Annotated in this window: 22 protein-coding genes; 11 read left to right on the top strand and 11 right to left on the bottom strand. The window is 70.8% G+C overall.

Annotation, left to right across the window (positions count from 1 at the left end):
• Positions 1 to 16: 16 nt before the first annotated feature.
• Both B7K23_RS04810 and B7K23_RS04805 read left to right on the top strand, forming a co-directional pair.
• Complete coding sequence (locus B7K23_RS04810) at positions 17 to 1,237, top strand: diacylglycerol kinase family protein (RefSeq protein WP_084125245.1); 1,221 nt, start codon at positions 17 to 19, stop codon at positions 1,235 to 1,237.
• Between the two features lie 33 nt (positions 1,238 to 1,270).
• The gene (locus B7K23_RS04805) at positions 1,271 to 2,554 is read left to right on the top strand and encodes an MFS transporter (RefSeq protein ID WP_084125244.1); all 1,284 of its coding nucleotides are present in this window, start codon (positions 1,271 to 1,273) and stop codon (positions 2,552 to 2,554) included.
• Positions 2,555 to 2,557: 3 nt separating this feature from the next.
• Here the strand turns inward: B7K23_RS04805 and pheA are convergent, their stop codons facing one another.
• From pheA to B7K23_RS04790, 3 genes are all read right to left on the bottom strand, one after another.
• A complete protein-coding gene (gene pheA / locus B7K23_RS04800; RefSeq protein ID WP_084125243.1) occupies positions 2,558 to 3,490 on the bottom strand; it encodes a prephenate dehydratase in 933 nt (310 codons plus the stop codon).
• Positions 3,487 to 4,308 carry a glycosyltransferase gene (locus B7K23_RS04795; RefSeq protein ID WP_234996424.1) on the bottom strand — a complete coding sequence of 274 codons (822 nt, stop codon included), beginning with the start codon at positions 4,306 to 4,308 and terminating at the stop codon, positions 3,487 to 3,489. Before B7K23_RS04795 ends, pheA begins: the two co-directional genes overlap by 4 nt.
• Before the next feature lie 113 nt (positions 4,309 to 4,421).
• Positions 4,422 to 5,249, bottom strand: a complete 828-nt coding sequence (locus tag B7K23_RS04790; RefSeq protein ID WP_084125242.1) for a DUF5926 family protein — start codon at positions 5,247 to 5,249, stop codon at positions 4,422 to 4,424.
• A 148-nt stretch (positions 5,250 to 5,397) separates the two neighbouring features.
• On the opposite strand from B7K23_RS04790, the gene pgm reads away from it, so the two are divergent.
• Positions 5,398 to 7,074 carry a phosphoglucomutase (alpha-D-glucose-1,6-bisphosphate-dependent) gene (gene pgm, locus B7K23_RS04785; RefSeq protein WP_084125241.1) on the top strand — a complete coding sequence of 559 codons (1,677 nt, stop codon included), beginning with the start codon at positions 5,398 to 5,400 and terminating at the stop codon, positions 7,072 to 7,074.
• An 82-nt stretch (positions 7,075 to 7,156) separates the two neighbouring features.
• Here pgm and B7K23_RS15670 read toward each other — a convergent pair whose 3' ends face one another.
• Entirely contained in the window at positions 7,157 to 8,167 is a 1,011-nt protein-coding gene (locus tag B7K23_RS15670; RefSeq protein ID WP_159451313.1) for a hypothetical protein, read from the bottom strand.
• A gap of 138 nt (positions 8,168 to 8,305) precedes the next feature.
• Between B7K23_RS15670 and B7K23_RS04775 the strand changes: the two genes are divergently transcribed.
• From B7K23_RS04775 to B7K23_RS04750, 6 genes are all read left to right on the top strand, one after another.
• The gene (locus tag B7K23_RS04775; protein ID WP_084125239.1) at positions 8,306 to 9,037 is read left to right on the top strand and encodes a hypothetical protein; all 732 of its coding nucleotides are present in this window, start codon (positions 8,306 to 8,308) and stop codon (positions 9,035 to 9,037) included.
• A gap of 123 nt (positions 9,038 to 9,160) precedes the next feature.
• Positions 9,161 to 10,039, top strand: coding sequence for an LppM family (lipo)protein (locus tag B7K23_RS04770; RefSeq protein WP_084125238.1), 879 nt, complete (start codon positions 9,161 to 9,163; stop codon positions 10,037 to 10,039).
• A gap of 145 nt (positions 10,040 to 10,184) precedes the next feature.
• Positions 10,185 to 10,961 carry an LppM family (lipo)protein gene (locus tag B7K23_RS04765; protein ID WP_084125237.1) on the top strand — a complete coding sequence of 259 codons (777 nt, stop codon included), beginning with the start codon at positions 10,185 to 10,187 and terminating at the stop codon, positions 10,959 to 10,961.
• Between the two features lie 42 nt (positions 10,962 to 11,003).
• Positions 11,004 to 12,077 carry an LppM family (lipo)protein gene (locus B7K23_RS04760; RefSeq protein ID WP_084125236.1) on the top strand — a complete coding sequence of 358 codons (1,074 nt, stop codon included), beginning with the start codon at positions 11,004 to 11,006 and terminating at the stop codon, positions 12,075 to 12,077.
• Positions 12,078 to 12,126: 49 nt separating this feature from the next.
• Complete coding sequence (locus tag B7K23_RS04755) at positions 12,127 to 13,101, top strand: LppM family (lipo)protein (protein ID WP_143338089.1); 975 nt, start codon at positions 12,127 to 12,129, stop codon at positions 13,099 to 13,101.
• Between the two features lie 12 nt (positions 13,102 to 13,113).
• The gene (locus B7K23_RS04750; protein WP_084125234.1) at positions 13,114 to 14,376 is read left to right on the top strand and encodes an MFS transporter; all 1,263 of its coding nucleotides are present in this window, start codon (positions 13,114 to 13,116) and stop codon (positions 14,374 to 14,376) included.
• 70 nt (positions 14,377 to 14,446) lie between these two features.
• Here B7K23_RS04750 and B7K23_RS15665 read toward each other — a convergent pair whose 3' ends face one another.
• From B7K23_RS15665 to B7K23_RS04715, 7 genes are all read right to left on the bottom strand, one after another.
• A complete protein-coding gene (locus B7K23_RS15665) occupies positions 14,447 to 15,139 on the bottom strand; it encodes a hypothetical protein (RefSeq protein WP_084125233.1) in 693 nt (230 codons plus the stop codon).
• A gap of 11 nt (positions 15,140 to 15,150) precedes the next feature.
• Entirely contained in the window at positions 15,151 to 16,335 is a 1,185-nt protein-coding gene (locus tag B7K23_RS04740) for a hypothetical protein (RefSeq protein ID WP_084125232.1), read from the bottom strand.
• Between the two features lie 10 nt (positions 16,336 to 16,345).
• Complete coding sequence (locus B7K23_RS04735; RefSeq protein ID WP_143338088.1) at positions 16,346 to 17,476, bottom strand: hypothetical protein; 1,131 nt, start codon at positions 17,474 to 17,476, stop codon at positions 16,346 to 16,348.
• A 9-nt stretch (positions 17,477 to 17,485) separates the two neighbouring features.
• Positions 17,486 to 18,688, bottom strand: coding sequence for a hypothetical protein (locus B7K23_RS04730; protein ID WP_084125230.1), 1,203 nt, complete (start codon positions 18,686 to 18,688; stop codon positions 17,486 to 17,488).
• Positions 18,689 to 18,698: 10 nt separating this feature from the next.
• Positions 18,699 to 19,955 (bottom strand): hypothetical protein, encoded by a 1,257-nt coding sequence (locus B7K23_RS04725; protein WP_084125229.1) that lies wholly within the window; start codon positions 19,953 to 19,955, stop codon positions 18,699 to 18,701.
• Complete coding sequence (locus tag B7K23_RS04720; RefSeq protein ID WP_159451312.1) at positions 19,948 to 20,487, bottom strand: RNA polymerase sigma factor; 540 nt, start codon at positions 20,485 to 20,487, stop codon at positions 19,948 to 19,950. Before B7K23_RS04720 ends, B7K23_RS04725 begins: the two co-directional genes overlap by 8 nt.
• A 127-nt stretch (positions 20,488 to 20,614) precedes the next feature.
• Positions 20,615 to 21,799 carry a hypothetical protein gene (locus tag B7K23_RS04715; protein WP_143338087.1) on the bottom strand — a complete coding sequence of 395 codons (1,185 nt, stop codon included), beginning with the start codon at positions 21,797 to 21,799 and terminating at the stop codon, positions 20,615 to 20,617.
• Between the two features lie 319 nt (positions 21,800 to 22,118).
• Here B7K23_RS04715 and B7K23_RS04710 point away from each other — a divergent pair, with 319 nt between their 5' ends.
• Both B7K23_RS04710 and B7K23_RS04705 read left to right on the top strand, forming a co-directional pair.
• Positions 22,119 to 22,988 (top strand): RimK family alpha-L-glutamate ligase, encoded by an 870-nt coding sequence (locus B7K23_RS04710; protein ID WP_084125226.1) that lies wholly within the window; start codon positions 22,119 to 22,121, stop codon positions 22,986 to 22,988.
• Between the two features lie 121 nt (positions 22,989 to 23,109).
• On the top strand, positions 23,110 to 24,201 hold the full coding sequence (locus B7K23_RS04705; RefSeq protein ID WP_084125225.1) for a TerC family protein: 1,092 nt from the start codon (positions 23,110 to 23,112) through the stop codon (positions 24,199 to 24,201).
• Positions 24,202 to 24,227 lie beyond the last annotated feature (26 nt).

Here is a 24,227-nt window from a genome sequence, read left to right as displayed (position 1 = left end):
GGCCTAGGCTCAAGGCATGGTGGCCCTTGTCCTCGCGGCCGTCGCCGTCGTCCTCGCGACGGCCTCGCTGTCGCTCACCGTCGTCATCACGCGCCGCATCGGCTCGCGTGATCCCATGGCCGTGCCGCGGATGTGGCGCCGTGTCCTGAAGATCGAGCCTCTCCCGTCGGCCATGACCCCGTTCAGCGCGCCGCGCGCGGGCAACGAGCAGGTGGCGTTCATCGCGAACCCCACGAAGCCGGGGATCGAGGAGCTGCGCGAGCAGGCGCTCAGGGCCTGCTCGATCCGCTACCTGCCGCAGCCGATGTGGTTCTACACGACGGCCGACGATCCCGGCACGGGCCAGGCGAAGCAGGCGCTAGAGAGCGGCGCCGACCTCGTGGTCGCGATCGGCGGCGACGGCACGGTGCGCGCGGTCGCGCAGGCACTGGCCGGCTCGGACGTGCCGATGGGCATCCTGCCCATGGGCACCGGCAACCTGTTCGCACGCAACCTCGACCTGCCTCTCGGCGAGACCCAGTCGCTCCTGCGCACCGTCCTCGAGGGCGACGAGCGCACGGTCGATGTGGGGTGGATGGACGTCTCCCGCGCGCCCGGCCAGGGCGACGACGGACGTCACCTGTTCCTCGTCATCGCGGGTGCCGGCTTCGACGCGGAGATGGTCGCGGGCGCCGACGAGGGCCTCAAGAAGCGCCTCGGCTGGTTCGCCTACTTCTTCGCCGCGATCCGGCACCTCGGGGAGAAGCGCATGAAGGCGCGCGTGTCCGTCGATGGCGGCGAGCAGGTCGAGAGCACGATGCGCACCGTCCTCATGGCGAACATCGGCCAGCTTCCCGGCGGAATCACGCTCGTGCCCGACGCGACCATGGACGACGGGCACCTCGACATCGCGACGCTCGACGCGCGCGGCGGCCTGGTCGGCTGGACCGAGCTGTTCGGCCAGGTCATGGCTCAGGGCGCGGGCCTCAAGGACACGAGCCTGCTGCGCGTGCTGAACACGTCGCGCATCGACCACGTGCGCGGCAAGCAGTTCGACATCGAGATGGAGCAGCCGCAGAAGGTGCAGGTCGACGGCGAGTCGCTCGGTCGCGCCTCCAAGGTGCACGCGTTCGTGCAGCCCGGCGCCCTCAAGCTCCGCGTCCCGCCGGGCAACAAGCCCGCCTCGGCTGAGAAGCCGACCGCCGAGGAGGCCGCGGAGGAGTCAGGCGAGGCCAAGGGCGACGCCTCCGACGACTGACCTCGCGCCCTCCCTCCTGCCCCGGAAGGACCCATGACCGACGCGTCCCCAGCGCCCTCCGACGACGGCGCGCCTCGCCTCGACCGGCCCCGCCTCGCGACGCTCGCGACCACGCAGCTCGTCGCGGGCATCGGCGTCGCGGCGGGCGTCTCGGTGGGCGCGCTGCTCGCCGAGGAGATCGCGGGCACCGCCGCGTGGTCGGGACTGCCGCAGACGGCGATGGTGCTCGGCTCCGCGCTCGCCGCAGTGCCCCTGGCCCGCCTCGCCGGACGACGCGGTCGCCGGGTCGCGCTCACGACGGGCTACGGTCTCGCGGCGGTCGGGGCCGCACTCGCCTTCGCCGCAGGGACGATGCGGGTGCTGCCCCTGCTCCTGGTCGGCATGCTGATCACGGGCGGCGGGATGGCGGCCGGGCTCCAGGCGCGCTTCGCCGCGACCGACGGCGTGCCGGACTCGCTGCGCGGCCGCGTGCTGAGCGTCGTCGTGTGGGCGTCGGCGGTCGGCGCGGTGGCCGGCCCGAACCTGCTGTCCCCCGGCACCAAGCTCGGCGAGGCACTCGGGGTGACCGCGCTGGCCGGACCGTGGCTGTTCGCGGTCGCGTCGCTCGCGCTCGCGGCGATCGGCATCGCCCTGCTGCTGCGCGACCCCAGGCCCGTCGCCCCTCCCGCCGCCCGCAGCATCGTCCGCACGCTCGCCGACCTGTGGGCTCACCCGTCGGGTCGCCTGGGGCTCACCGCGATGGCCACGGGGCACGCCGTGATGGTCGGGATCATGGCGATGTCGAGCGTGCACCTGCACGGCCACGGCTCGACGCTCACGTTCATCGGCATCGTCATCAGCGCGCACGTCGCGGGGATGTACGCGCTCGCGCCCGTGTTCGGGTGGATGACCGACCGGCTCGGGCCGTGGGCCGCCGTGGGCGTGGGCGCCTCGCTGCTGCTGATCGGCGCGGGGCTGACCGCAGTGTCGGGACGGATCGACGCCGCGGGCGGGATGCACGGCCACGCCGAGGGCTTCGCGACCGCCGGGCTCGTGCTGATCGGCCTCGGCTGGTCAGCGGCCACGATCGCCGCCGCGACGCTCGTCTCCGTCCTGTCGCACGAGGGCACCGCGAGCCCCACCGACGTGCAGGGCGTCGCCGACCTCACGATGGGCATCGCGGGCGCGTCCGCGGGGGCGCTGTCCGGCGTGGCGCTGGCCGCGTGGGGCTACGACGGGCTGTCGATCGCGGGCGCGGTCCTGCTGCTCCCGCTCGTGTGGGAGCTGGTGCGCGCGCGGCGGCTCGACAGCGCACACACGCACGCGCTCGAGGGGTAGGCTCTACGCCCGCCCGTCCTTGAGGGCCTCGACCCAGTCGCGCGCCGCGGCGAACGACGTGTCGGTGTTCTCGGACTCGACGGGCGTCACCTCGCCGTGGAAGGCCGGGTAGGAGCCGAGGAACAGGACGACGGGGCACGTGCGCTTGAGGCCGATGAGCGCCTCGGAGACGCGCGCCTCGGCGATGTGGCCCATCGCGTCCATCGAGAACGAATACTCGCCGGGCTTGTCGCCCCGCGGGCGCGACTCGATGCGGCTGAGGTTCACACCGCGCACCGAGAACTGCTCAAGCATCTCGAGCAGGGCGCCCGCCCTGTCGCTCGGCAGGTGCACGACGAGGGTCGTCTTGTCGGCGCCGGTCGGCAGCGGCGCCGGGCCGGGGCGGCCGATGCGGACGAAGCGGGTGCGGGACGAGTCGCGGTCGCTCACGCCGTCGACGAGGACCTCGAGCCCGAGGCTCTCCGCGACGCCGGGCGGGGCGAGCGCGGCGTCGATCTCGGTCGACCCGTCCGCGAGCGCGACGGCGGCGGCCGCGTTGGAGGGCGCGGGGACCTGGACGACGCCGGGCAGGTTCTCGGCGATCCAGCGGCGGCACTGGTTGAGGCCGTGCGAATGCGCGGAGACGCGCGCGACGTCCTCGAGCCGCGTGCCGGGGCGCGCGACGAGCTCGAACGAGATCGGGAGGACCACCTCGCCGAGGATGACGAGCGGCTCGCCCTCGGCGAGCGTGTCGAGCGTCGCGGTCACGCCGCCCTCGACGGAGTTCTCCATCGCGACGACGGCGTAGTCGACCTCGCCCGAGCGCACGGCCGCGAGCGCCGACGGGACGTCGACCATCGGCACGTGCTCGGCGGAGCCGGCGGGCACCATCGCGCGCAGCGCGGCCTCGGTGAAGGTGCCGGCGGGACCCAGGTAAGCGTAGCGGGGCAGGGTCACTCGTCGTCCTCCTCGTCGCCTCCGGGCTTCGACAGGCGCATGCGTCGCGCGCCGATCGCCATGAGCACGTCGCGGTACTGGTTCGCGCGGCCCGGCAGGGTCTTGCCCACGCCGGAGCGGGAGTTGCCCGCGATCTCGCACTCGACCTCGGTGACGGTGAGGCCCGCGTGGAGCACGTCGAGCGTCATCGCCGGCTCGAGGCCCGAGCCGCGCGCGAGCGGCAGGCACGCCTCGAACGCCTTGCGCGTCATGCAGCGGATCGAGCTCATCGGCTGCTTGGACTCCCAGTTCGAGGAGCGCTTGATGGCCTTGCGCGACGCCTTGGTGCTGAGGCCGAGAGCATCCGCGCCGCCAGCGGTGAGAGCGATCGCCATGTCGCACACGCCCTCGCTCACGGCGGGTACGAGCGGCGCGGCGCCGATCGCCTGGTTGCCCAGGCGGCCGTCGAGCAGCAGCAGCGTGCGCGGGGGCATGCTCGGGTCGTCGCGCATCGCGATGACGGCGGCCCCGGTCTCGGTCGCGGCGCTGCGCCCGCGCGGGTGCGGGTGGCGCACCACGACGGCGCCGGAGTTGCGCGCGAGGTCCTGCGTGTTGTCCGTCGAGCCGTCGTCCACCACGAGCACCATGTCGACGCCGGGGATGGCCGCGGCCGCACGCACGGTGGCGGCGATCCGGCGGGCCTGATTGTGGGCGACGACCAGCGCGGCGCACCCCTGGGTCAGGGGTGCGGGAGTGCCCGAGCGCGACGCGCCCGGGCGGCGGCGCGGCGACCTCTTGCCAGAGGAGCCGGCCACCTTCGACGGGGATGCAGCAGCCACGGACTCAGCGTAGCGACTGCGCGGGCCCACGCAAACTCCCTTTTACCTTCTGATGAAGAACCTGTGACCTAGTTGTCGGGACCCTCACAGGGCCCCGACCCAGGCCCGATGCGTCAGCGGATGGTGACCTGACGCGAGACGAGGCCCGCGCGAGCGCGACGCTCGTCCGCGGTGAGCGGCGAGTCGTCCGCGAGCGCCTCGGCCAGCTTGGGCGCGAAGGCCGCCACCGGCTTCTCGAGCTCCTCGGGCTCGGTGCCCGCGACCATCTCCCACACGGGGATCTGAAGGCCGCACGCGCGGAACGCGCCGAGCAGCTTGGTGCCCTCCTCGATCGCGGTCTCGCGCTTGGCCTGCAGGCGGGCGAGGGCGTCGAGCAGCTTCTCCTCATCCACGGACTGGCCCCAGCGCAGGTACTCGCGGGCGCCCATGCGGCACCAGTAGGCGCCGTCGACGGACGCGAGCTTGACGGTGGGGAAGATGCCCTCGTTCGCCTGCTCGAGCGCCGCCTGGACCTCGCGGTCCTTCTCGCCCTCGGGCAGCCAGAAGTCGTAGCCGTCGGAGACGGTGACCTCCCACGCCACGGACGTGTCGAGGATGTCCTGGAGGCGCGGGCCGGCCTCGAGGTTGCCGAGCTGCGGCAGCAGGTCGCCCTCCTCGAGGTCCTTGGACGCGAGGATCGCCGCGGCGATGTCGCGCGACGGGTCGCCCGAGGCGCCGGCGCCGCGCATCGCGACGAGCAGCAGGCCGTCCTTGCGACGCATCGCGGGGCGGTCCAGGGGCAGGACGGTCACGAGCAGGAGGTCGTCCCCACCGAACTCGGCCGTCAGCTTCGCGGGCGCCGAGGCGGCGGGCACGATCTCGCGCATCGCGACGAGGTCGACCTCTCCGGGCAGGCCCTCGAAGGGACGGGGAACGAACGGGACGCGGTTCTTCTTCGCCATGGTGTCCAAGGGTAGTGCCGCGCACGGGCCCGAGCGCGCGCGGCGGCGAGCACGACCCGACCTCGCCGCCGACCTGGCCCCTGCATCGTCCATGAACGTGGCGTGCCCACCCGAGACATGGCGGCGCGATCCTGCCAGACTGGACCGCATGCATGAGCGCGCTGGCACAGTTGCCCTTCCCGAGGACCTGATCGACGTCGACGCCCTGCTCGGGGCGTACTACGACCTGGTGCCGGACCCCACGGTCCCGGCGCAGCGGGTGGCCTTCGGCACGTCCGGGCACCGCGGCTCGGCCTTCGACACGGCGTTCAATGAGGCGCACATCGTCGCGATCACCGCGGCGATCGTCGAGTACCGCCGGAACGAGGGCGTCGACGGCCCGCTGTTCATGGGCAAGGACACGCACGCGCTGTCGGGCCCCGCGCAGGAGACCGCGCTCGAGGTGCTCGCCGCCGCGGGCGTCGAGGTGCGGATCGATGCGCGCGACGGCTTCACGCCGACCCCCGCGATCTCGCTCGCGATCCTCGTCGAGAACGGCGCGGTGTCCGACGCGGGCCTGCGCACCTCGGGCAAGGGCCTGGCCGACGGCATCGTCATCACCCCCTCCCACAACCCCCCGCGCGACGGCGGCTTCAAGTACAACCCGCCCCACGGCGGCCCCGCCGACTCCGACGCGACCGGCTGGATCGCGAACCGCGCGAACGAGCTGCTCGCGGGCGGCTGGAAGCAGGTGCCCCGCTTCCAGCTCAAGAAGGCCCAGGCAGCGGACACCACCAAGGGCTTCGACTTCCTCGACCTCTACCTCGAGCACCTGCCGAGCGTGATCGACCTCGACGCGATCGCGAAGGCGGGCGTGCGCATCGGCGCGGACCCGCTCGGTGGCGCGGCCGTCGACTACTGGGGCGCGATTGGCGAGGAGTTCAAGCTCGACCTCACCGTCGTCAACCCCAAGGTCGACCCGGCGTGGTCCTTCATGACGCTCGACTGGGACGGCAAGATCCGCATGGACTGCTCGTCGCCGTCCGCGATGGCCTCGCTGAGGACCCTCATGGCTGGCGCCGACAGCCCGTACGACGTCGCGACCGGCAACGACGCGGACTCTGACCGCCACGGCATCGTCACGCGCGACGGCGGCCTCATGAACCCCAACCACTACCTTGCCGCCGCGATCTCCTACCTCTACGGCGGCGCGCGTCCCCAGTGGCCCGCGGGCGCCCGCATCGGCAAGACGCTCGTGTCCTCGAGCCTCATCGACCGCGTCGGCAAGGACCTCGGCCGCGAGGTCGTCGAGGTGCCGGTCGGCTTCAAGTACTTCGTGCCCGGGCTGCTCAGCGGCGACATCGCGTTCGGCGGCGAGGAGTCCGCGGGAGCCTCGTTCCTGCGCCGCGACGGCCGCGTGTGGTCGACCGACAAGGACGGCCTGATCCTGTCGCTGCTCGCGTCGGAGATCATCGCCACGACCGGCAAGTCGCCGTCCGCCCTGCACCAGGGCCTCACCGACCGCCTCGGCGAGTCCTGGTACGCGAGGGTCGATGCGGCTGCCACCAAGGAGGAGAAGGCCAAGCTGGGCGCGCTGTCGCCCGAGCAGGTCCCCGCGACCACGCTCGCCGGCCAGGACATCACGGCCAAGCTCACGGCCGCGCCCGGCAACGGCGCGAAGATCGGCGGCCTCAAGGTCACCACGGACGATGCGTGGTTCGCCGCGCGCCCGTCCGGCACCGAGGACGTCTACAAGATCTACGCGGAGTCGTTCGTCTCGGAGTCGCACCTGGGCGAGGTCCAGGCGCAGGCCCGCGAGGTCGTGTCGGAGGCGCTCGAGGGCTGAGGCGCGCAGGGCGCTTGACGGCCGCTCGGGAGCCGGCCGCTCGGGAGCCGGAGGCTCGCGAGCGAGCGCGCGGGAGGCGCGGTTAGTCCCCGATCGGTGTGAGCCCTCCCGTGCCGTACGACATGAAGCCCTCGTCGAGCTGGGCGTCCGCGCCCTCGTCACCGAAGTCGATGAGCTCGGTGACGTCGTTGCCCCACAGGGCCTCCCCGACGACCATGTCCGCGAGGCTGATGTCGTCCGACCCGTCGCCGATGGTCGTGGAGATCGTCGTACCGCCCTGGTCGGCGTCGGCCGCGTAGGCCTCCAGGAGCATGGAGTTGAGCGGCTCGGTCACCGGATACATGTAGCCCACGAGCGTGCCGTCGTCGTACAGCGGGGTGGAGCCGTCGACCTCGGCGGTGAGGATCACGTAGATCACGAACGAGCCCTCCTCATTCGCTCCGCTGATGTCAGCGACGGGGAAGGAGACCTCCACGGTGTTCTGGTCCGGGATGTCCACCACGTACTCCCAGTCGCCCGTGGCGTCCTCACCGAACGATTCCGGCGGCACGTTGGAGTAGAAGTCGATGACGTTGTACGGGTAGTCGACCGGCCAGGGCTCGCCGCCGAATCCGTCGAACGTCGCGATACCCGCGGCCCCGTCGGCGGTCGCCGCGATGCGGAAGTCGATGTAGTGGTCCTCGGTGGTGCCGTAGTCCGCGAAACTCACGAGGCCCTCGACCGAGTACCACGCGCCACCCCTCAGGTCTCCCCAATCGGAGTCGAGCACCGGGACGGCGTAGTACGTGGCGCCGTCGTCCGGGTCGGTGTACGCCTCGGACCCGTCGACCTTCGCGTCGAGCAGCAGGTAGAGCGTGATCGGCTCGAGGTCGGATGCGGCGATGGTCTCGTCCGTGTCGTTGTACGCGATCAACGAGACCTGGTAGTCGGCCTTGCCCGAGGCGTCGAAGGAGTAGTTGTAGTTCACGCCCGAGGCGTACGACGCCTCGACGGTGGTCTGCTCTGTCGCGTCGTCGCCGCCCGTGCACCCGGACAGAGTCGCTGCGATGGACATGGCCGCGACAGCGGCAGAGATCGTAGTGCGGTTGTTCATGGCCCCCCTTATGGACATGCAGACGGTACACAGACGCCTGGCCGCTTCCGATGGGACCAATGACACGGCGTGTCGCCATCTCCGGCGCATGGGGGTTCCTCGTCGGGAGCGCCCGCGCGCGGCTCCTAGGCTGTCCCCATGCGCTCCGCCACCGCCTCGCTCCTGCTCGCCGTCGCGTCGCTCACGCTCGCGCCAGCGGCCGCGGCCGACACCCCTGCGGATGCGGCGTCTGGCTCGCCGAGCGCGGCGACGTCCGGATACGGCTTCCCCGACACGTGCGACGCGTCGTCGATCGACGCGTCCGACTCTGAATGCGTCGACGGCCGCACCGACATCGACCTGCACGCCGATGGCACCGCGACCTGGGTGAGCGAGACCGCCTACCCGCGCGAGGCCTTCGACGCCTACCTCGCGGAGTACGTCGCATGGGACGGCACGACGCAGGAGTACATGGACGAGCAGCTCGCGGACTCCGAGGACTCCACCGGCACGGCCGTGGCCACCGTGACCGACGACCTCGTGCTCGTGGACATCACGTACGAGCTCACCGGCGACGACGCCTATCAGACGGGCTTCGCCCTCGCCGCGGACGACGAGCTCTACGTCGCGATCGCGGTCGAGGACGTCGCCGGCTCCTCGACCGTCACGCTCACCTCGCCCGGCACGATCCAGGAGGCCAACGCGTACGTCGACGGCACCGTCGTGACGTGGGACGCGGAGATCCTCGCGTCGGTCGACGAGCTCCAGGTCAACGCGCTCACGACGGTCGAGTCCGAGGGAACGCTTCCCGCCTGGCTGCTCCCGACCGGCGGCGCGCTGGTCCTCGTGGTCGCGGTGGCCGGCTACCTCGGCTTCGTCCGCAAGCGCTAGGCGCCTTCACCCGAAGGTCCTGGCACGAGCACGGGCACGAAAACCCTGGCACTGGGGGACGCGGCCCTGCTAGCGTTTCGGCACGCGGGCTCGGGGTGGGCCCACGCAGTTGAGGGGATCTCCATGACTCGCCATGTTCGCCGCCGCCTGGGCGCGCTCGTTCTGACCATCACCGCCGCGCTCGCGTTGTCCGGCTGCTACACGATGAGCACCTCCACGACGTATCACGCCGACGGCACGATGGACATGACGATGATCGTCGCGATGGAGGAGAGCCTCCTCGAGGACTCCGGCATGACCGCGGAGGACATGGTGGACGACACGACGTCCGAGTTCACCGACGTCGAGGGCCTCACCGACATCTTCACGATCGAGCCCTACGCCGAGGACGGCCTCGCGGGGATCATCATGACCGTCGAGGGCGCGACGGAGGAGCAGCTCGCCGCCTTCGAGACCTCGGACAGCGCCGCCTACACGCCGGCGTCCACCATCACCTACGGCGACGGCTCGATCACGGTCTCCTCGCTCAGCTCCGAGGAGGCGCTCGCCGAGCAGGAGGACGCCGCCGCAGAGCTCGAGGCGTACGGCATGGACATCAGCGACTTCGCGGCCTTCCTCGACTTCGAGGTGCGCCACACGTTCCCCGGCCCCGTCGAGTCGACCACGATCGGCTACATCGACCCCGAGGACCCGAACACCGTCGTCATCGACGACTTCGAGGAGACCTTCGGCCTGACCGACTGGACGATCGTCGCCTCGGACGGCACCTCCTCCGGGATCGCCTGGTGGATGTGGGCCGCGGGCGGCGCGGTGCTGGCCGCGATCCTCGCGGCGGGCGCGATCGTCGCGCTGCGGTCGCGCGGCACGGGCTCGGACCCCGACATGGAGGATGTGCCGGTTGCGCCTGCTCCGGTAGCCGCCCCTGTCGCCGCCGGCCCTGACGCCGCCACGTTCGAGCCCGCGCCCGAGGCTCCGCAGGAGCAGGAGCCGCCGCAGGCCTGAACAGCAGGCCTGAGCCGCGGGCCTGAGCCGCGGGCCTGACCTCAGCCGCAACCCCCGCCGAAGGTCTCGACACCGAGTGACTCGACACTGCTAAGGTTCCGACAGCCGACCAGGGGGTGGTCGGCACGTCGAGGGGGGAAAGACCATGCTGAATCGCACCCGCAGGCGCCTGGGGGCGCTCGTTCTCGCTGTCGCCGCCGCGGCCTCGCTCTCGGGCTGCTACTCCATGAAGTCGACCGCGACCTTCCATGCCGACGACACCGTCGACCTCGAGGCCACCGTGGCCTTCAGCCGCGAGTTCCTCGAGGAGTCCGGCATGACCCAGGAGTCGCTCACCGAGCAGCTCACGGGCGACGTCGAGGAGGACGAGAAGCTCGCGGGCAAGGTCACGATCGAGCCGTACGAGACGGACGAGTGGGTCGGGGCCTCGCTCACCGCCACGGGGATCGACCCGCTCGACATGTCCACGCTCCTGGCCAGCGAGGACGACGGCACCGGCGCCACCCAGACCTACAGCCACATCGGCGGGACGATCACCCTGACGTCGACGCCCTCGAGCGACGCGGAGGCCGACGGCTCCCTCGCCGACCTCTCCGCCGAGGACATCGCGGCGGCCGGCATCGAGATCGAGCAGCGCTACACGTTCCCCGGCCCGGTCGAGTCCACCACGGTCGGCGAGATCGACCCCGACGACCCGAACACCGTGGTCGTCACCGACTTCACGCAGGCCCAGGGCTACACCGCGTGGGAGATCGTCGCCGCCGACGCGGCCCCGAGCGGGTTCTTCGGCCTCGACATCGACCTCAACCTCACCTCGCACCCGACCCTCGTGCTGTGGGGCGTCGGCCTGGTGCTCGGCGTCGCCTTCCTCGGCGTGACCGCGTACGCGCTGATCGGCGAGAGGGTGCTCGCCAAGCGGTAGGCGCCCTATCGCACGCGCACCCGCGTGTGGGATCGTTGCGGCATGAACGCGACACTCACGCGCGCAGGGAAGGCCATCGCGGTCGCCCTGTTCGCCACGCTTGCACTGACCGGCTGCATCAAGGTCGACTTCGAGCTGGTCCTCCAGCCCGACGACACCGTGGATGGCAGCATCACCTACGCGATCGCCGAGGGCTCGGGCGACCTCATGTCGGACGACGAGACGACGTACTCCGACGAGGAGCTCCTCGAGAGCCTGTTCGGCGACATCGACGCGTCGGAGTACGCCAACGGCGTGCTGAGCGACTTCACGGAGGACGACTGGGTCGGCAAGACCATCACGTTCGAGGGCGAGGACCTCGCGGGCTTCTCGCTCGAGGACGACACCGAGGGCGTGGCGATCACGCGCGAGGGCGACGAGTTCGTCGTCTCCGGCCCGTACTCCTCGAGCGAGGACGACATGACCGAGGGCATGGACGGCGCCGAGATGACGATGTCCATCACGTTCCCCGGCGAGATCACCGAGACCAACGGCGAGCTCAGCGAGGACAAGCACACGGTCACGTGGGACCTGCTGGACCCGCCGGAGTCGCTCGAGGCTCGCGGTGGCGCGACCGAGGGCTCCGACTTCCCGATGTGGATGATCTTCGTCGCGATCGCGGTCGTGGCCGTCGTGGCTGTCGCCGTCGTCGTGCTCGTGCTCGTCAACCGCTCGGGCAAGAAGAAGGCCGTCGAGGCCGCGGCCGCCGACGAGGCCACCGCCATGGAGCCCGCGGAGCCCGCCGCGCCGTCGATGCTGCCCGAGGGCGGATCCGAGGAGGAGGCCACCGATGTGGCCGAGACCGTCGTGATCCCCGACGTCGAGGACGAGCCGTTCGAGCCCGTGCGCAAGGGGGACGATGCCGTGGCTGAGGAGTCGTCGGCGACGGAGTCCACGGACGATGCGGTCGCGGACGATGCCGTCGCGGACGAGCCGGCGGAGGCCGAGGCAGTCGCGGTTGAGGAGGCTGCGGCCGAGGAGTCCGAGGCCGACGCCACGACGACCGAGGTCCTTCCCACGAGCGACGAGGACGAGGCCCCCGCGGCCGACGAGGACGGCGACGAGAAGAAGGACTGACCCGATCGACCACGGCCGGGACGCCCACGTGTTGAGAGACACTGGGGGAATGCATGTTCTCCCACGGGTGTCCCGGCCGCGTCGTCTCCGCACATGGGTGGCGGCCGGCGCGATGATGCTCGCGCTCGCCGGGTGCGTGCGCGTCGACTCCGCGACCGAGCTGCGCGCGGACGACACCTTCGATCAGCACCTCGTGATCGCGCTCGCCCCTGACATCGGGGACCAGCTCGGGTCGGGGCTCGCCTCGGGGCTGGGCGAGGGCCTCGGCGACCTCGGCGAGGAGCTTGACGACCAGGACGACGCGTCCGGCGACGACGCGATGGAGGGCTTCTCCCTCGACTCCCTGGACCCGTCCGCGCTCTACGACGAGCTCGCGGGCAGCGACGAGCTCGCGGCGCTCGAGGACGCGTACCCCGGTCAGGTCGACCTCGCCCCCTACGACGACGGCGAGCTCGTCGGCGTCGAGCTCACCCTCACCGACCTGCCGCTCGAGGTGTTCGACGAGGCCAACGCAACGGCGGGAGCCGGGGTCGGCCTGTCCGGCACCATCGAGCACACCGACGGCGAGTTCGTGGTGACCATCCCCGCCGACGAGGCCCGCGACGCCTCGTCCCTGGGGCTCACCGCCGCGAACATGGCCCTGCTGGGCAACGCGGTCGAGGTCTCGGTGAGCTTCACGTTCCCCGGCCTCGTGACCGAGGCCCCTGAGGGCACGGCCGAGGGGCGCACCGCGACCCTCACGCTCGAGAACCTGCTCGACCCCGACGAGATCCGCATCGTCGCCTCCGACCGGAGCCAGATCTACTGGACGCCCATCCTGACCTGGGGCGGCATCGTCCTGGCGGCGATCGTGATCATCGGCGGCGCGACCTTCCTCGTGCTCCAGGACGTCCGCGCGCGGCGCCGCACGAGCCTTCCCGAACCGGACGCGAACCACGAGAGCCGCATCGGCACGCTCGGGCCAGAGGACCCCCCGGCGGCACCGAACGACGGCCCGGCGCAGGAGGACACCCCCGAGAGGTGAGACGATGCGCTGGTGCTCACCACGTATCGCTCGCTGCTCGCCCACCCGGGCGCGCTCGCCTTCGCCCTCGCCGGGCTGCTGTCCCGCTTCCCGACGTCGATGCTCAACCTCTCCGTCATCCTGCTCATCGAGGGCACGTACGGCAGCTGGGAGATGTCGGGCCGCGTCGCCGCGGTCGGCGTGATCGCGTGGGCCGCGCAGTCGGTGCCGACTGCGCGCTGGGTGGACCGCGTGGGCCAGCGCAAGGCGATGTGGCCGCTCACTGCGATCTCCGTGGTGGGCGCGGCGATCGTCCTGGTCACAGCGCTCATGCGCGGCCCCGAGCCGATCCTGTGGATCGGGGTGATCCTCGCGTCGCTGTCGGGCCCGCTCGGCTCGCTCACGCGCGCCCGCTGGTCGCACCTGCTCAAGACGGACGACGAGATCCACTCCGCCTTCTCGCTCGAGGGCGCGCTCGACGAGATCCTGTTCATCCTGGGTCCGACACTCGTGACGATCCTCGCGACGACGGTCCACCCTGCGGCGGGCATCCTCGTCGCCGTGACCGCCCTCCTCGTCGGCATGACGTGGCTGCTCTCCCAGACCTCGACCGAGCCGCCCGCGCGCGGCGCCGCGGGCACGACGGGGCTCGGGCTCAAGGTGCCAGCGGCCGTCGCCGCGATCTCGGTGCTGACGATCGGCGTCGGCGTGACGTTCGGCGCGGTGGACATCACGACCGTCGCCTTCGCTGAGGACGTGGGCTATGCCGCGATCGGCGGCCTCGTGCTCGGCGTGCTCTCCGCCGGATCCTTTACCGGCGGCCTGCTCTACGGCGCGCGCCGCTGGCGCACGCCGCTGTGGGCGCGCGTCGTGGCGGTCAGCGTGCTGTTCGCGATCGGCTTCGCCGCGCTTGGTCAGATGCCCTCGCTGTGGGCGTACGCCGCGATCGGCTTCTTCGCGGGCGCGACGGTGGCGCCCCTGCTCGCCTCGGCCGACACCGTCGTCCAGCGCGTCGTGTCGCAGGAGCAGCTCACCGAGGGCATGGCGTGGGTGCGCATCGGCATGGGTGCGGGCGTCGCGCTCGGCGCGTGGATCGCGGGCCGCGGGATCGACGTCTCGGGCCACACGGCCGGCATGGACGTCATGACGTGGGCGGCCGCCTCGGTGGCCGTGCTCGCGCTTGCGGTGGCGTGGTGGATCCGCCGGGACACACTTCCCGCGCGTCCGGCGGCGATCGAGGAGGAGAAGGCGCCCGACGAGTACGTCGACGGGCCGCCCCTGCCGCCCGGCGTCTGACCACGCGTGCGCTGACGCCGCGTTCGCTGACGGCCTGGGTCGCGCGCTCGACCCGGCACGCTCCCGAAAGTCAGTCGGACAGGCCGTTGATCATGTCGGTCTCCCACAGCTGGTCGCCCGGCCCGAGGCTCTCGACCAGGCTGCCGCTGGCCTCGGCGACGCCCGTCGCCGCGTCGACGACCTCGTTCGGGACGGACACGGTCGTGCTCCAGGTCGTGGAGTCGCCCGGCGCCAGCATGCCGCCGAGCGATTCCCAGTCGGTGGTCGCGAGCGGGTAGGCGTACGCCGCGACCGAGCCGTCCACCCTCACCGGGTAGGTCCCGTCGAGCGGCGCGTCCACGATGAGCAGGACCGCCTCGTCGGCCCACTGGCCCGGCGCTACCGACTCGGAGCCCTCGTCGTACGTCATGACGAACTTCACGCGGACATCGGTGGCGTCGCCATCCTGCGCGACGGTCGCCGCGGAGTAGGTGAAGAAGAACGTGACCTGCTCGACCGGGTACTCGTAGGACCGCGAGCCCAGGCTCGTCGGTGCGAAACCGACGTCGGGCGTCTCCGACGCAGTGGCCGAGGGAGACGCGTCGGCGGTCGCCGAGGAGCCGGGCTCCGTCGTCACGCTGGCCTCGGCCTCTGCCGTCGGAACCACGGACTCGACCGTCGCGGAGGCGCTGGGGGAAGGCGTCGCATCATCGGTGCCCGAGGTGCAGGCCGCGAGCGCGAGCGCGGCCGCGACCCCAAGCCCCGTTCCGACGATCGATTTCACCCTCTGCCTCCCTAGCAGCCGCAGGTCCAGAATGTCACGCCTGGGTTCGTTGCCTCGCCGTAGCCCACGGTCCCGTCCCACTCGGTCCCCTGGGACGAATCGTCGTTCCAGGCGTCGTTCCAGTCGGCTTTGGACAGCTCGCTGAGGGTGCCATCGGCGATGGCGTAGCTCAGCATCACGTCACCAGAGTCCCGGTACGCCCTCATGACCACGGCACCGTCGACGATCGCCAGGTCGGCGGTGTACCAGTCAAGGCCCGCGAACGCCGTTGCGGTGAACGCCGCCGCCGTGTCGGAGGCAAGGTCATAGACCAGGAAGTCGCCGGTCAGCGTCCCTTCGGCGTCCTCGTCGAACAGCAGCACGGACTCGCCGTCCGCCGAGGCGATCGTGGTCCAAGCGATCCCATCCCACCACGCCGTCGCCTCCGGGTAGTCCTCGACCACGGAGGCCGCCGCCCACGCGGCCCGGGCCGCGTCCCAGCGGTAGAGCTTGGTCCCGTTCTCCGACGTCGCGCTCCACAGCTCGTTTCCCTCGGCGTCGGCCGCGACGAAGGCGTTCCGGGTCGCGTCGGAGCCGTAGGCCGCGAAGACGATGTCGTCGGAGGTTCCGTCGCGCAGGTCGAAGCGTCCGCTGTCGTCGCCGTCGCTCCACGTCACACGGATGTAGTCGTCGTCCTCGACCCACGAGACGACGCGGGCCTGGTCCCACATTCGCTCGGGAAGCGCGCCGAGATCAAAGCGAACGTCCTCCGGACTGACGAGGTAGACCACTGCGGCGGGCTGCACCCAGCCCTCGTCCTCGAAGGGATACCACCGGGTTGACACCACCTCGACCTCCCAGCCCGGTCCCACCCGGTCCCACACCCAGTCCTCCATCACGAGGGCCTGGGGATAGGCGATGTGGGTACCGCTCGACTGGTCCGAGTTCGGATCGTCCCGCGTCGGCGCCGCCTCCGGATACTCGTCGTCCAGGATCCCGTCCAGGTCGTCCGCATAGGGATCGACGGTCTCGCTCACGCTCGGCTCGGGGGAGGACGATGCGACGGGCGCCGCCGCCGTCACCGTCACCTTCACCTCGGGCGACGCGTCCGCATCGCCCCCGGGCCCCGCAAGCGCCCACCCGACGCCGACAGCCAACACCGCCACCCCGGCGACAACCCCGCCGATCCACACATTTCTCGAGATCTTCACAGCCATGTCATCCCCCTCAGCGCTCCTCGAAATACGTCACGCTGTTATCGGTCGCCGTGTGCCAACCCACCGCGAACTGACCGTCCTCGTCAGTCAGGTCAGGCACCTCGTCGAGCTCGGTGAGCACTCCCGAGTCGACGTCATAGGTCATCACCGCGACCGTGTTCAGGTCCTGGTCTCGGAACTGGACCACGAGGGTGCGGTCGCGGAAGAAGGCGGTCATGTCGGACTCCCGCCCCACAGCAACGTCGACCGCCTCAGCGGTGTCCTGTCCGAGGTCATACACGACGACGGTCTCTGAACTGGAGGGGTCTCTCAGCGCGACAAGCTCGCCGTCGCCCGAGACCGCGCACCAGGTGCTGAAGAAGTACCAGTCGGAGGCGAAATCCGGATAGGCGTCCACGAGAATCGACGCGGCCCATTCCCCAGTCGCCGCATCCCACCGGTAGTGCTTGGTGCCGTTCTCAGAGGTCGCGCGCCACAACTCGTTGCCCTCGGCATCCGCAGCGACGAAGCCCGTCCAATCGGAGTTGGCGCCGTACACGGCGAACTGCAGGTCCTCCGTCGCGCCGGTCCGCAGGTCATACCTGAACGAACCTCCGCTCGACCGCACTCGGACGTATTCCTCGTCCTCGACCCACGAGACCACGCGGGCGTACGCCCACTTCGCCTCCGGCAGCTCGCCGACCTCGAAGTACACGCCCTCCGGGCTGACCAGGTACACCACCGCTGCGGGCTGCACCCACCCGTCCGCCCAGTCGGTGTCAGCGGACGCTGCCACGACGCCCCATCCGTCGCCGACGCGGTCCCACACCCAGTCCTCCATCACGAGCGCGTCGGGATAGGCGATCGTGGTCGCGCCCTCGATGTCCGCATTCGGGTCGGTCCGCGCCGCGGCCTCCGCCGGATACTCGTCGTCCAAGATCCCGTCCAGATCATCCGCATAGGGATCGACGGTCGCGCTCGCGCTCGGCTCGGGGGAGGACGATGCGGCGGGCGCCGCCGCCGTCACCGTCACCTTCACCTCGGGCGACGCATCCGCATCACCCCCAGGCCCCGCAAGCGCCCACCCCACACCGACAGCCAGCACCGCCAGCCCGGCGACGCCCCCGCCGACCCACACATTCCTCGAGACCTTCACAGCCATGTCATCCCCTCAGCAGCCACAGTCCCAGACACGGAGCCCCGTGGCCTCTCCCCAACCCACCCGGGTCTCAGAGCCAACGGTCTCGATCTCGACGCCCTCGGCCACTTCGACGCTCTCACCGGTCGTCGTATCAAGTTCGATCGCTACACCTGAGGAGGAGAAGATGCGCACGGCGGTGTCGTCGACCCACGCACCCGTCAGGCTTCCCCAGCCCCAGCGGGTCCCTTCAGCCGCTGAGTCCGCGAACTGTCCCGTTCGTGCAGCCTCGTACAACTGGACGAACAGTGGCACTGTGTACGACTCAACCTCGTCGCTCGAAAGGGTGTAGAGGTACACCTCACCGGTCGTGGCTCCCTGGTCATCCTCCAGAGAGACGAGCACCCGATCACCATCGGACGAGGTCGCGATAGCGCGCATCTCCGAACCCTTGTCAACGAGCGCGGACGCGGACCACGCCTCGGAGTCCGCGTCCCAGCGGTAGTACTTCCGTCCGCCGAAAGAGTAGGCGTCCCAGAGTTCATCGCCCTCAGCGTTGGCGGCCGTGAACCCGTTGTGCCAGGCGGTCTCTCCGTAGGAAACGAACACGATCTCCTCCCATGCGCCGGTGAGGTAGTCGAATCGCGCGCTGCTCGACCCCTCCCACCAGCCGAGCCGGATCCAGCCGTCGTCCTCATCCCACGACACGATCTGCGCGCCGCCGGCGATCTCGTCGGGGAGCCGAGCTACCTCGAAGTAGACGTCTTCGGGACTCACCAGATACAGCACCGCCGGTGGCTGCACATACGAGTCGTGATACCCGTCCGCCACTCCGGACACCAACGCCATGGACCATCCCGCGCCGACGAGGTCCCACACCCAGTCCTCCATCACAAGCGCATCGGGGTACTCGACCTTCGTGGCGTAGTACTCGAACTCGCTGCCCTCGTACTCGTTCGGGTCCGTCCTGGCCGGCGCGGCCTCCGGGTACTCGTCGTCCGCGATGCCGTCCGGATCCACGACCACCTCGATGGGGTCGGCCGCGGCCTCCGCTCCAGCGGTCGCGACGATGGGAGCCACGTCCGTGGACTCCGCGGTCACCGTCACCCGCACCGCGGGCGACGCGTCCGCATCGCCCCCAGGCCACGCAAGCGCCCACCCCACACCGACAGCCAGCACTGCGACCCCGGCGACACCCCCACCGATCCACACGTTCTTCGAGATCTTCACAGCCATGTCGTCCCCCTCAGCAGCCGCACTCGCGAGAGGTCACGTCATCGTCGGTCGCGTCTCCGAAACCGACGAGCCAGGCGCTCGACAGCGGCCAGTCCGAGAAGGTCGGCTCATCCACCTCGACGAGCTCGCCGGCATCGACGTCGAACTCCCATGAGCCTCCCGTGGCGTCGTTGATCGAGGCCGTCGAATCATCGATCCAGACCCCCCAAAGCACGTAGGCCTCCTGCAACGCGGGCGCATCGACCACCGTCACGGTGTCCTCGCCGAGCGAGTAGAGCACGATCGTGCCGTCGTAGTCGCGGTCCTCATCTCGGCCGTACAGCAGCACGGTGTCACCGTTCGGGGAGGCCGCGAACGATGTGAGGCCGATCCCGTCCTGCACTGCGGTCGCGAACGGCGCCTGATCCACCAGGGCAGAGGCCGACCAGTGCTCCTTCTCCGCGTCCCATCGGTAGTACTTGGTGCCGTTCTCGGACCTCGCGCTCCACAGCTCATTGCCATCTGCGTCGGCGGCGACGAACTCATTGGCGAAGGCGGTGGCGCCGTACGCCGCGAAGACCACCGTCTCCCAGTCGCCGGTGCGCAGGTCAAAGCGGGCCCCGTAGTAGCCGCCCAGGCCGTAGGACAGCCGCACGCTGTCGTCGTCCTCGTTCCACGACACCACCCGCACGCCGTCCCACAGCTCCTCAGGCAGCTCCGCGATCTCGAAGTACACGTCCTCGGGACTCACGAGGTAGATGACGGCGGGGACGATGGGATCGTCCTCGCTGTAGCGGCCGTCATCGATGCCCACGGTCGCCACCGACCAGCCCTCGCCCACGCGGTCCCAGACCCAGTCCTCCATCACGAGGGCGTCGGGATACTCGACCGGGGCGCCGAACTCCCCGTAGTCATTCGTGTCCTCGCGCGCCGGCGCCGCCTCCGGATACTCGTCGTCCAGGATCCCGTCCAGGTCACCCGCATACGGGTCCTCGGCCGCGCTGACGTCCGCGCTCGCGTCGGGCGCCGCCGACGCCGTGACGGTGACGGTCACGGACGGCTGATCGACCGGCGTGGTTGACCGCGACGTCGTCGTCACCGCCCAGCTCGCGCCGCCTATGGCGAGCACGCCGACCGAGGCGGCGGCTACGGACAGCAGCGTGCGCGACCTGCGTCGGCGCCCCGCGCCGGCAAGCACCGCGGCGACCACCTCATCGGGCGCGGCTCCCTGCGAGCCGTCGGCCTGCGCGAACAGCGCGCGCAGCTCGTCTCCCAGCTCCTCAGCCACGGCCGACACCTCCCCCCGTCGCGACTCCCGACCATTCGGGAGGCATCGCCTCCACGCCCAGCAGGCTGCTCAGCTTCTTGGAGCCGTCGTGGACGTAGCGCTTCACGCTGCCCTCGCCGAGGCCGAGCTGGTGCGCGGTCTCGGCGGTCGTGAGCTGCTCGACGTACCGCAGCACCACACATGCCCTCTCGCGCGGGGTCAGCGCCTGCAGCGCCTCGGCCACCGACACAGAGTCGACCGCGAGCTGCTCGGGCCCGGCCGAGAGGTCGATCTCCCGCATGAGCAGCGTGCGCTCGCTCTCGCGCTTGCGGGAGCGCGCCCTGTCGATCGTGCGGGTCACGATGGCCCGCTTCACGTACCCCTCGGCCGCACGGAGGTTGGGAAAGGTCCGTGCGCGGCCGAACACCGCGATCATCGCCTCCTGCACCGCGTCCTCCGCTTCCGAAGGATCCGTGCACACAAGTCGCGCGTAGCCGACCAATGCTCCGTAGCGCTCAGTCAGCAGCTGCGTCGCCTCGTCCTGCCAGCTCACTCGGATCCCCCAACGATGTGCACGGTCCCTCCGCGCCCATTCACCCAAGAGAACGGGCGCCAGGGGGCGGGGGTTGGGGGAATCTTTACAGAGCCCTCAGCACGGGCCAAGGAACTTCACCGAATCGTTAGCAGTTGCACGCCCAGAAGGCCGCCTCAGGGTCGGTCGGCTGGCCCCATCCGACGCGGCCGTCCCACGCCGCGTCCAGCATCTCGCCGTCGTCCCACGCGACGACCTCCACGAAGCCGCCGATCTCGAGCCCGTAGCCGACCAGCTCCGTGCCCCAGTCGAGCACCATCACCCCGTCGTCGATGCCGTACAGCACGGTCGCCAGGTCCCGGCCCGCGAGCGCGGACACCTCGAACGTCTCGGCCGTGTCCGACGGGAGGTCGTAGGCGACGAACCGGCCCGTGAGCACCCCGGGGTCCGACGACTCGTGCAGCACGACCTTCTCCCCGTCGTCGCTCACCTGGGTGCGCCAGAAGAAGTCCTCCCACCACGCGTCGGCGTCGGGGTAGTCATCCACGAGGGACGATGCGGCCCATTCCTTGGTCTGGGCGTCCCACCGGTAGAGCTTGGTGCCGTTCGCGGACTCCGCGCTCCACAGCTCGTTTCCCTCGGCGTCCGCGGCGACGAACATGTTGGCGAAGGCGTCGGCCCCGTAGGACGTGAAGACGATGCTCTGGGTCGCCCCGGTGCGCAGGTCGTAGCGCGCGGACTCCCAGCCACCGGCCCACGTGAGGCGCACGAAGTCGTCGTCCTCGACCCACGACACGACGCGCGAGTCGACCCACATGCGCTCGGGCAGCACCCCGACCTCGTAGTACTGCTCCGAGGGATCCACGAGATAGAGCACCGCGGGAGGCTGCTCGAACCTCTCGTCGAACGGGTAGGCGACCGAGGACAGCAATGCGACGCTCCAACCAGCGCCCACGTCGTCCCACACCGCGTCGGTCACGCCGAGCGCGTCCGGGTAGTCCACGGGCAGATAGCCCTCGAGCGCGAGCGCCGCATTCGGGTCCGTGCGCGCGGGGGCGGCGACGGGCTCGTCGGCCGGCTCCGCGGCGCGGTCGGTCGCGTCCTCGGCAGCGGCCGAGCCCTGCGCCGGCGCTGTCGGCGACGCGGAGGGCGAGGCGCTCGCCCGCTCGGAGCTCTCGGCGAGGGCGGAGCCGCTCTCGGTGCCGAGCGAGCTCTGCGCGGCGGGCTCGTCGGAGGCGCCGAGCATCCAGCCGATCGCACCCGCGCCGACCACCGCGACGGCCGCGCCCGCGCCGACGCCGATCCAGGCGCCTCGCGTCATCCTCAGAGCCATGATCCCCGCCTCTCAGCCGGATCCGCACTCGCCTTCACCCTCCACGCTACGCCGGGTTTCACCACTGCGGGAGAGTTCGGGGACCAAGGTCCCGCGCGGGGGTGCCGAACGGCTCGTAGTGTCTACCTCAGACGTGACGGCGACAGAGATGTCGCCCGATATAGAACGTGGCTCGGACAGTCATCCGGGGACTTGACTGTCCGGGCCGCACCCCCTTTCTGGCGCTGTGATCTCGCTCCCTCCCCTGAGATCCGGCGCCAGAATTTTGTCTGCGGCCAGGTAGGCGACCACGCCTCTCAATTACCACTACGGTTCAGCCATGACCCGCATCGCCCTCGCCACCACCCGCGACCTCGCCGAGATCGACGCCGAGGACGCCCTGCTCCTCGCGGCCCTGCCCGAGTCCGAGCTCGTCGCCTGGGAGGACGACCACGACTGGGCGTCGTTCGACCTCGTCGTCATCCGTTCCACGTGGAACTACATCGACCGCCTCGACGAGTTCCTCGCCTGGGCCGACCATGTCGCCTCGGTGACCCGGATCGTGAACCCGCCCAGCATCGTCCGGTGGAACACCGACAAGCGCTACCTGGGCCAGCTCGCCGAGAAGGGCGTGCCCGTGGTCCCGAGCGTCTTCGTCGCCCCGGGCGAGCGCGCGGACGATGCGCACGTCGCCGGCAAGGTCGTCGTCAAGCCGACCGTGGGCAACGGGTCGAACGGCGCGAAGCTGATCGACTCCGACCCCGAGGCCGCGCGGGCGCACGTCGCCTTCCTGCACTCGACCGGCCGCACCGCGCTGATCCAGCCATACCTGGACCGCGTGGACGACGAGGGCGAGAAGTCGCTCATCCACCTCGGCGGCGAGTTCTCGCACGCCGCTACCAAGGCCGCGATCCTGTCGCAGGAGATGTCCTTCTCCGCGGGCCTGTACGCGGACGAGGAGCTCTCGCCCGCGACCGCGACCGACCAGGAGCGCGCCGTCGCGCGCGCGGTGCTCGAGGCGGCCGCGCAGGTGCTGCCCGAGGCCGCCGACCTCGCCTATGCGCGCGTCGACCTGCTGCCGAGCGACGACGGCCCGGTGCTGCTCGAGCTCGAGCTCACCGAGCCCAGCCTCTTCATGCCGTTCGCACCCGGATCGCCCGAGCGCGTCGCCGAGGCTTTCCGGAAACTCGCCTCGTCGCCTAGACTCTGACACCGAGGGGAGTACTTCCCAAGCTCCGTCCCGGTCAGTACGAGATCTCCGCAGATCTCCCGGGCGGACGCCGCGCAGGCGGTGAAGGAGACCTCAGGAACGCATCGTCCTGAGGAGACCCATGTCTGCCGTGACACTGTCCGCGCTCGCCGCCCCCGGCATCGTCCCGTTCGCATCCGAGACCACCACCGGGCTCGAGACCATCGCCACGCCCGCGCTGTGGGCGATCACCTTCGGCGCGGTCATCGCGCTGATCGGCTTCGACTTCCTCCTGACCCGACGCCCGCACGAGGTGTCCTTCAAGGAGGCGCTCGGCTGGAGCGCGTTCTACATCGCGCTGCCGCTGCTGTTCGGCGTGTGGGTGTGGAACGAGCACGGCGGCGAGATCGCCACGCACTACTACACGGGCTACATCGTCGAGAAGAGCCTGTCGGTCGACAACCTCTTCGTCTTCATCCTGATCCTCAGCGCCTTCGCGGTGCCGCGCGCGCTCCAGCAGCGCGTGCTGCTGGTCGGGGTCGTCGGCGCGATCGTGTTGCGAGGCATCTTCATCGCGCTCGGCGCGGGCCTCCTCGCCGCCTTCGACTGGACCTTCCTGCTGTTCGGCGCGATCCTGCTCGCCACCGCGATCAAGGTCTTCCGCGACGCCCGCTCCGACGAGGAGGAGCACATCGAGCCCGGCGAGATCGGCATCGTCCGGGTGATCCGCAGGATCTGGCCCGTGACCGACGACTACCGAGGCACCAGGGTCTCCGTGAAGGAGGGCGGACGACGGCTGCTGACCCCGCTCGCCCTCGTGATGGCCGCGATCATGGCGACCGACCTGCTGTTCGCCGTCGACTCCGTGCCCGCCGTCTACGGCATCACGGGCGACCCGTACCTGGTCTTCGCGACCAACGCGTTCGCGCTGCTGGGCCTGCGCGCGCTGTACTTCGTGCTCGAGAACGCGCTGTCCAAGCTCGTCTACCTGGGCTACGGCCTGTCCGTGATCCTCGCCTTCATCGGCGTGAAGCTCGTGCTGCACTGGGCGCACGGCGTCTGGGAGTGGATGCCCACCGTGCCGACCACGGTGTCGCTGCTCGTGATCGTCGGCGTGCTCGCCGTGACCACGATCACGTCGCTGTGGCGCTCGAGGCAGCTCGAGCGCGAGGACGATGCGGCGGTCGCCGCGGCGGGCGAGGCGGACGAGCCCGCACGTTCGCTCGAGGGGTAGCGCCGCGGGCACCTGGTTGGCGCCCG

The organism is Demequina sp. NBRC 110054 (genome assembly GCF_002090115.1).
Lineage (GTDB): Bacteria > Actinomycetota > Actinomycetes > Actinomycetales > Demequinaceae > Demequina.
This window is presented reverse-complemented; position numbering and strand designations above follow the sequence as displayed.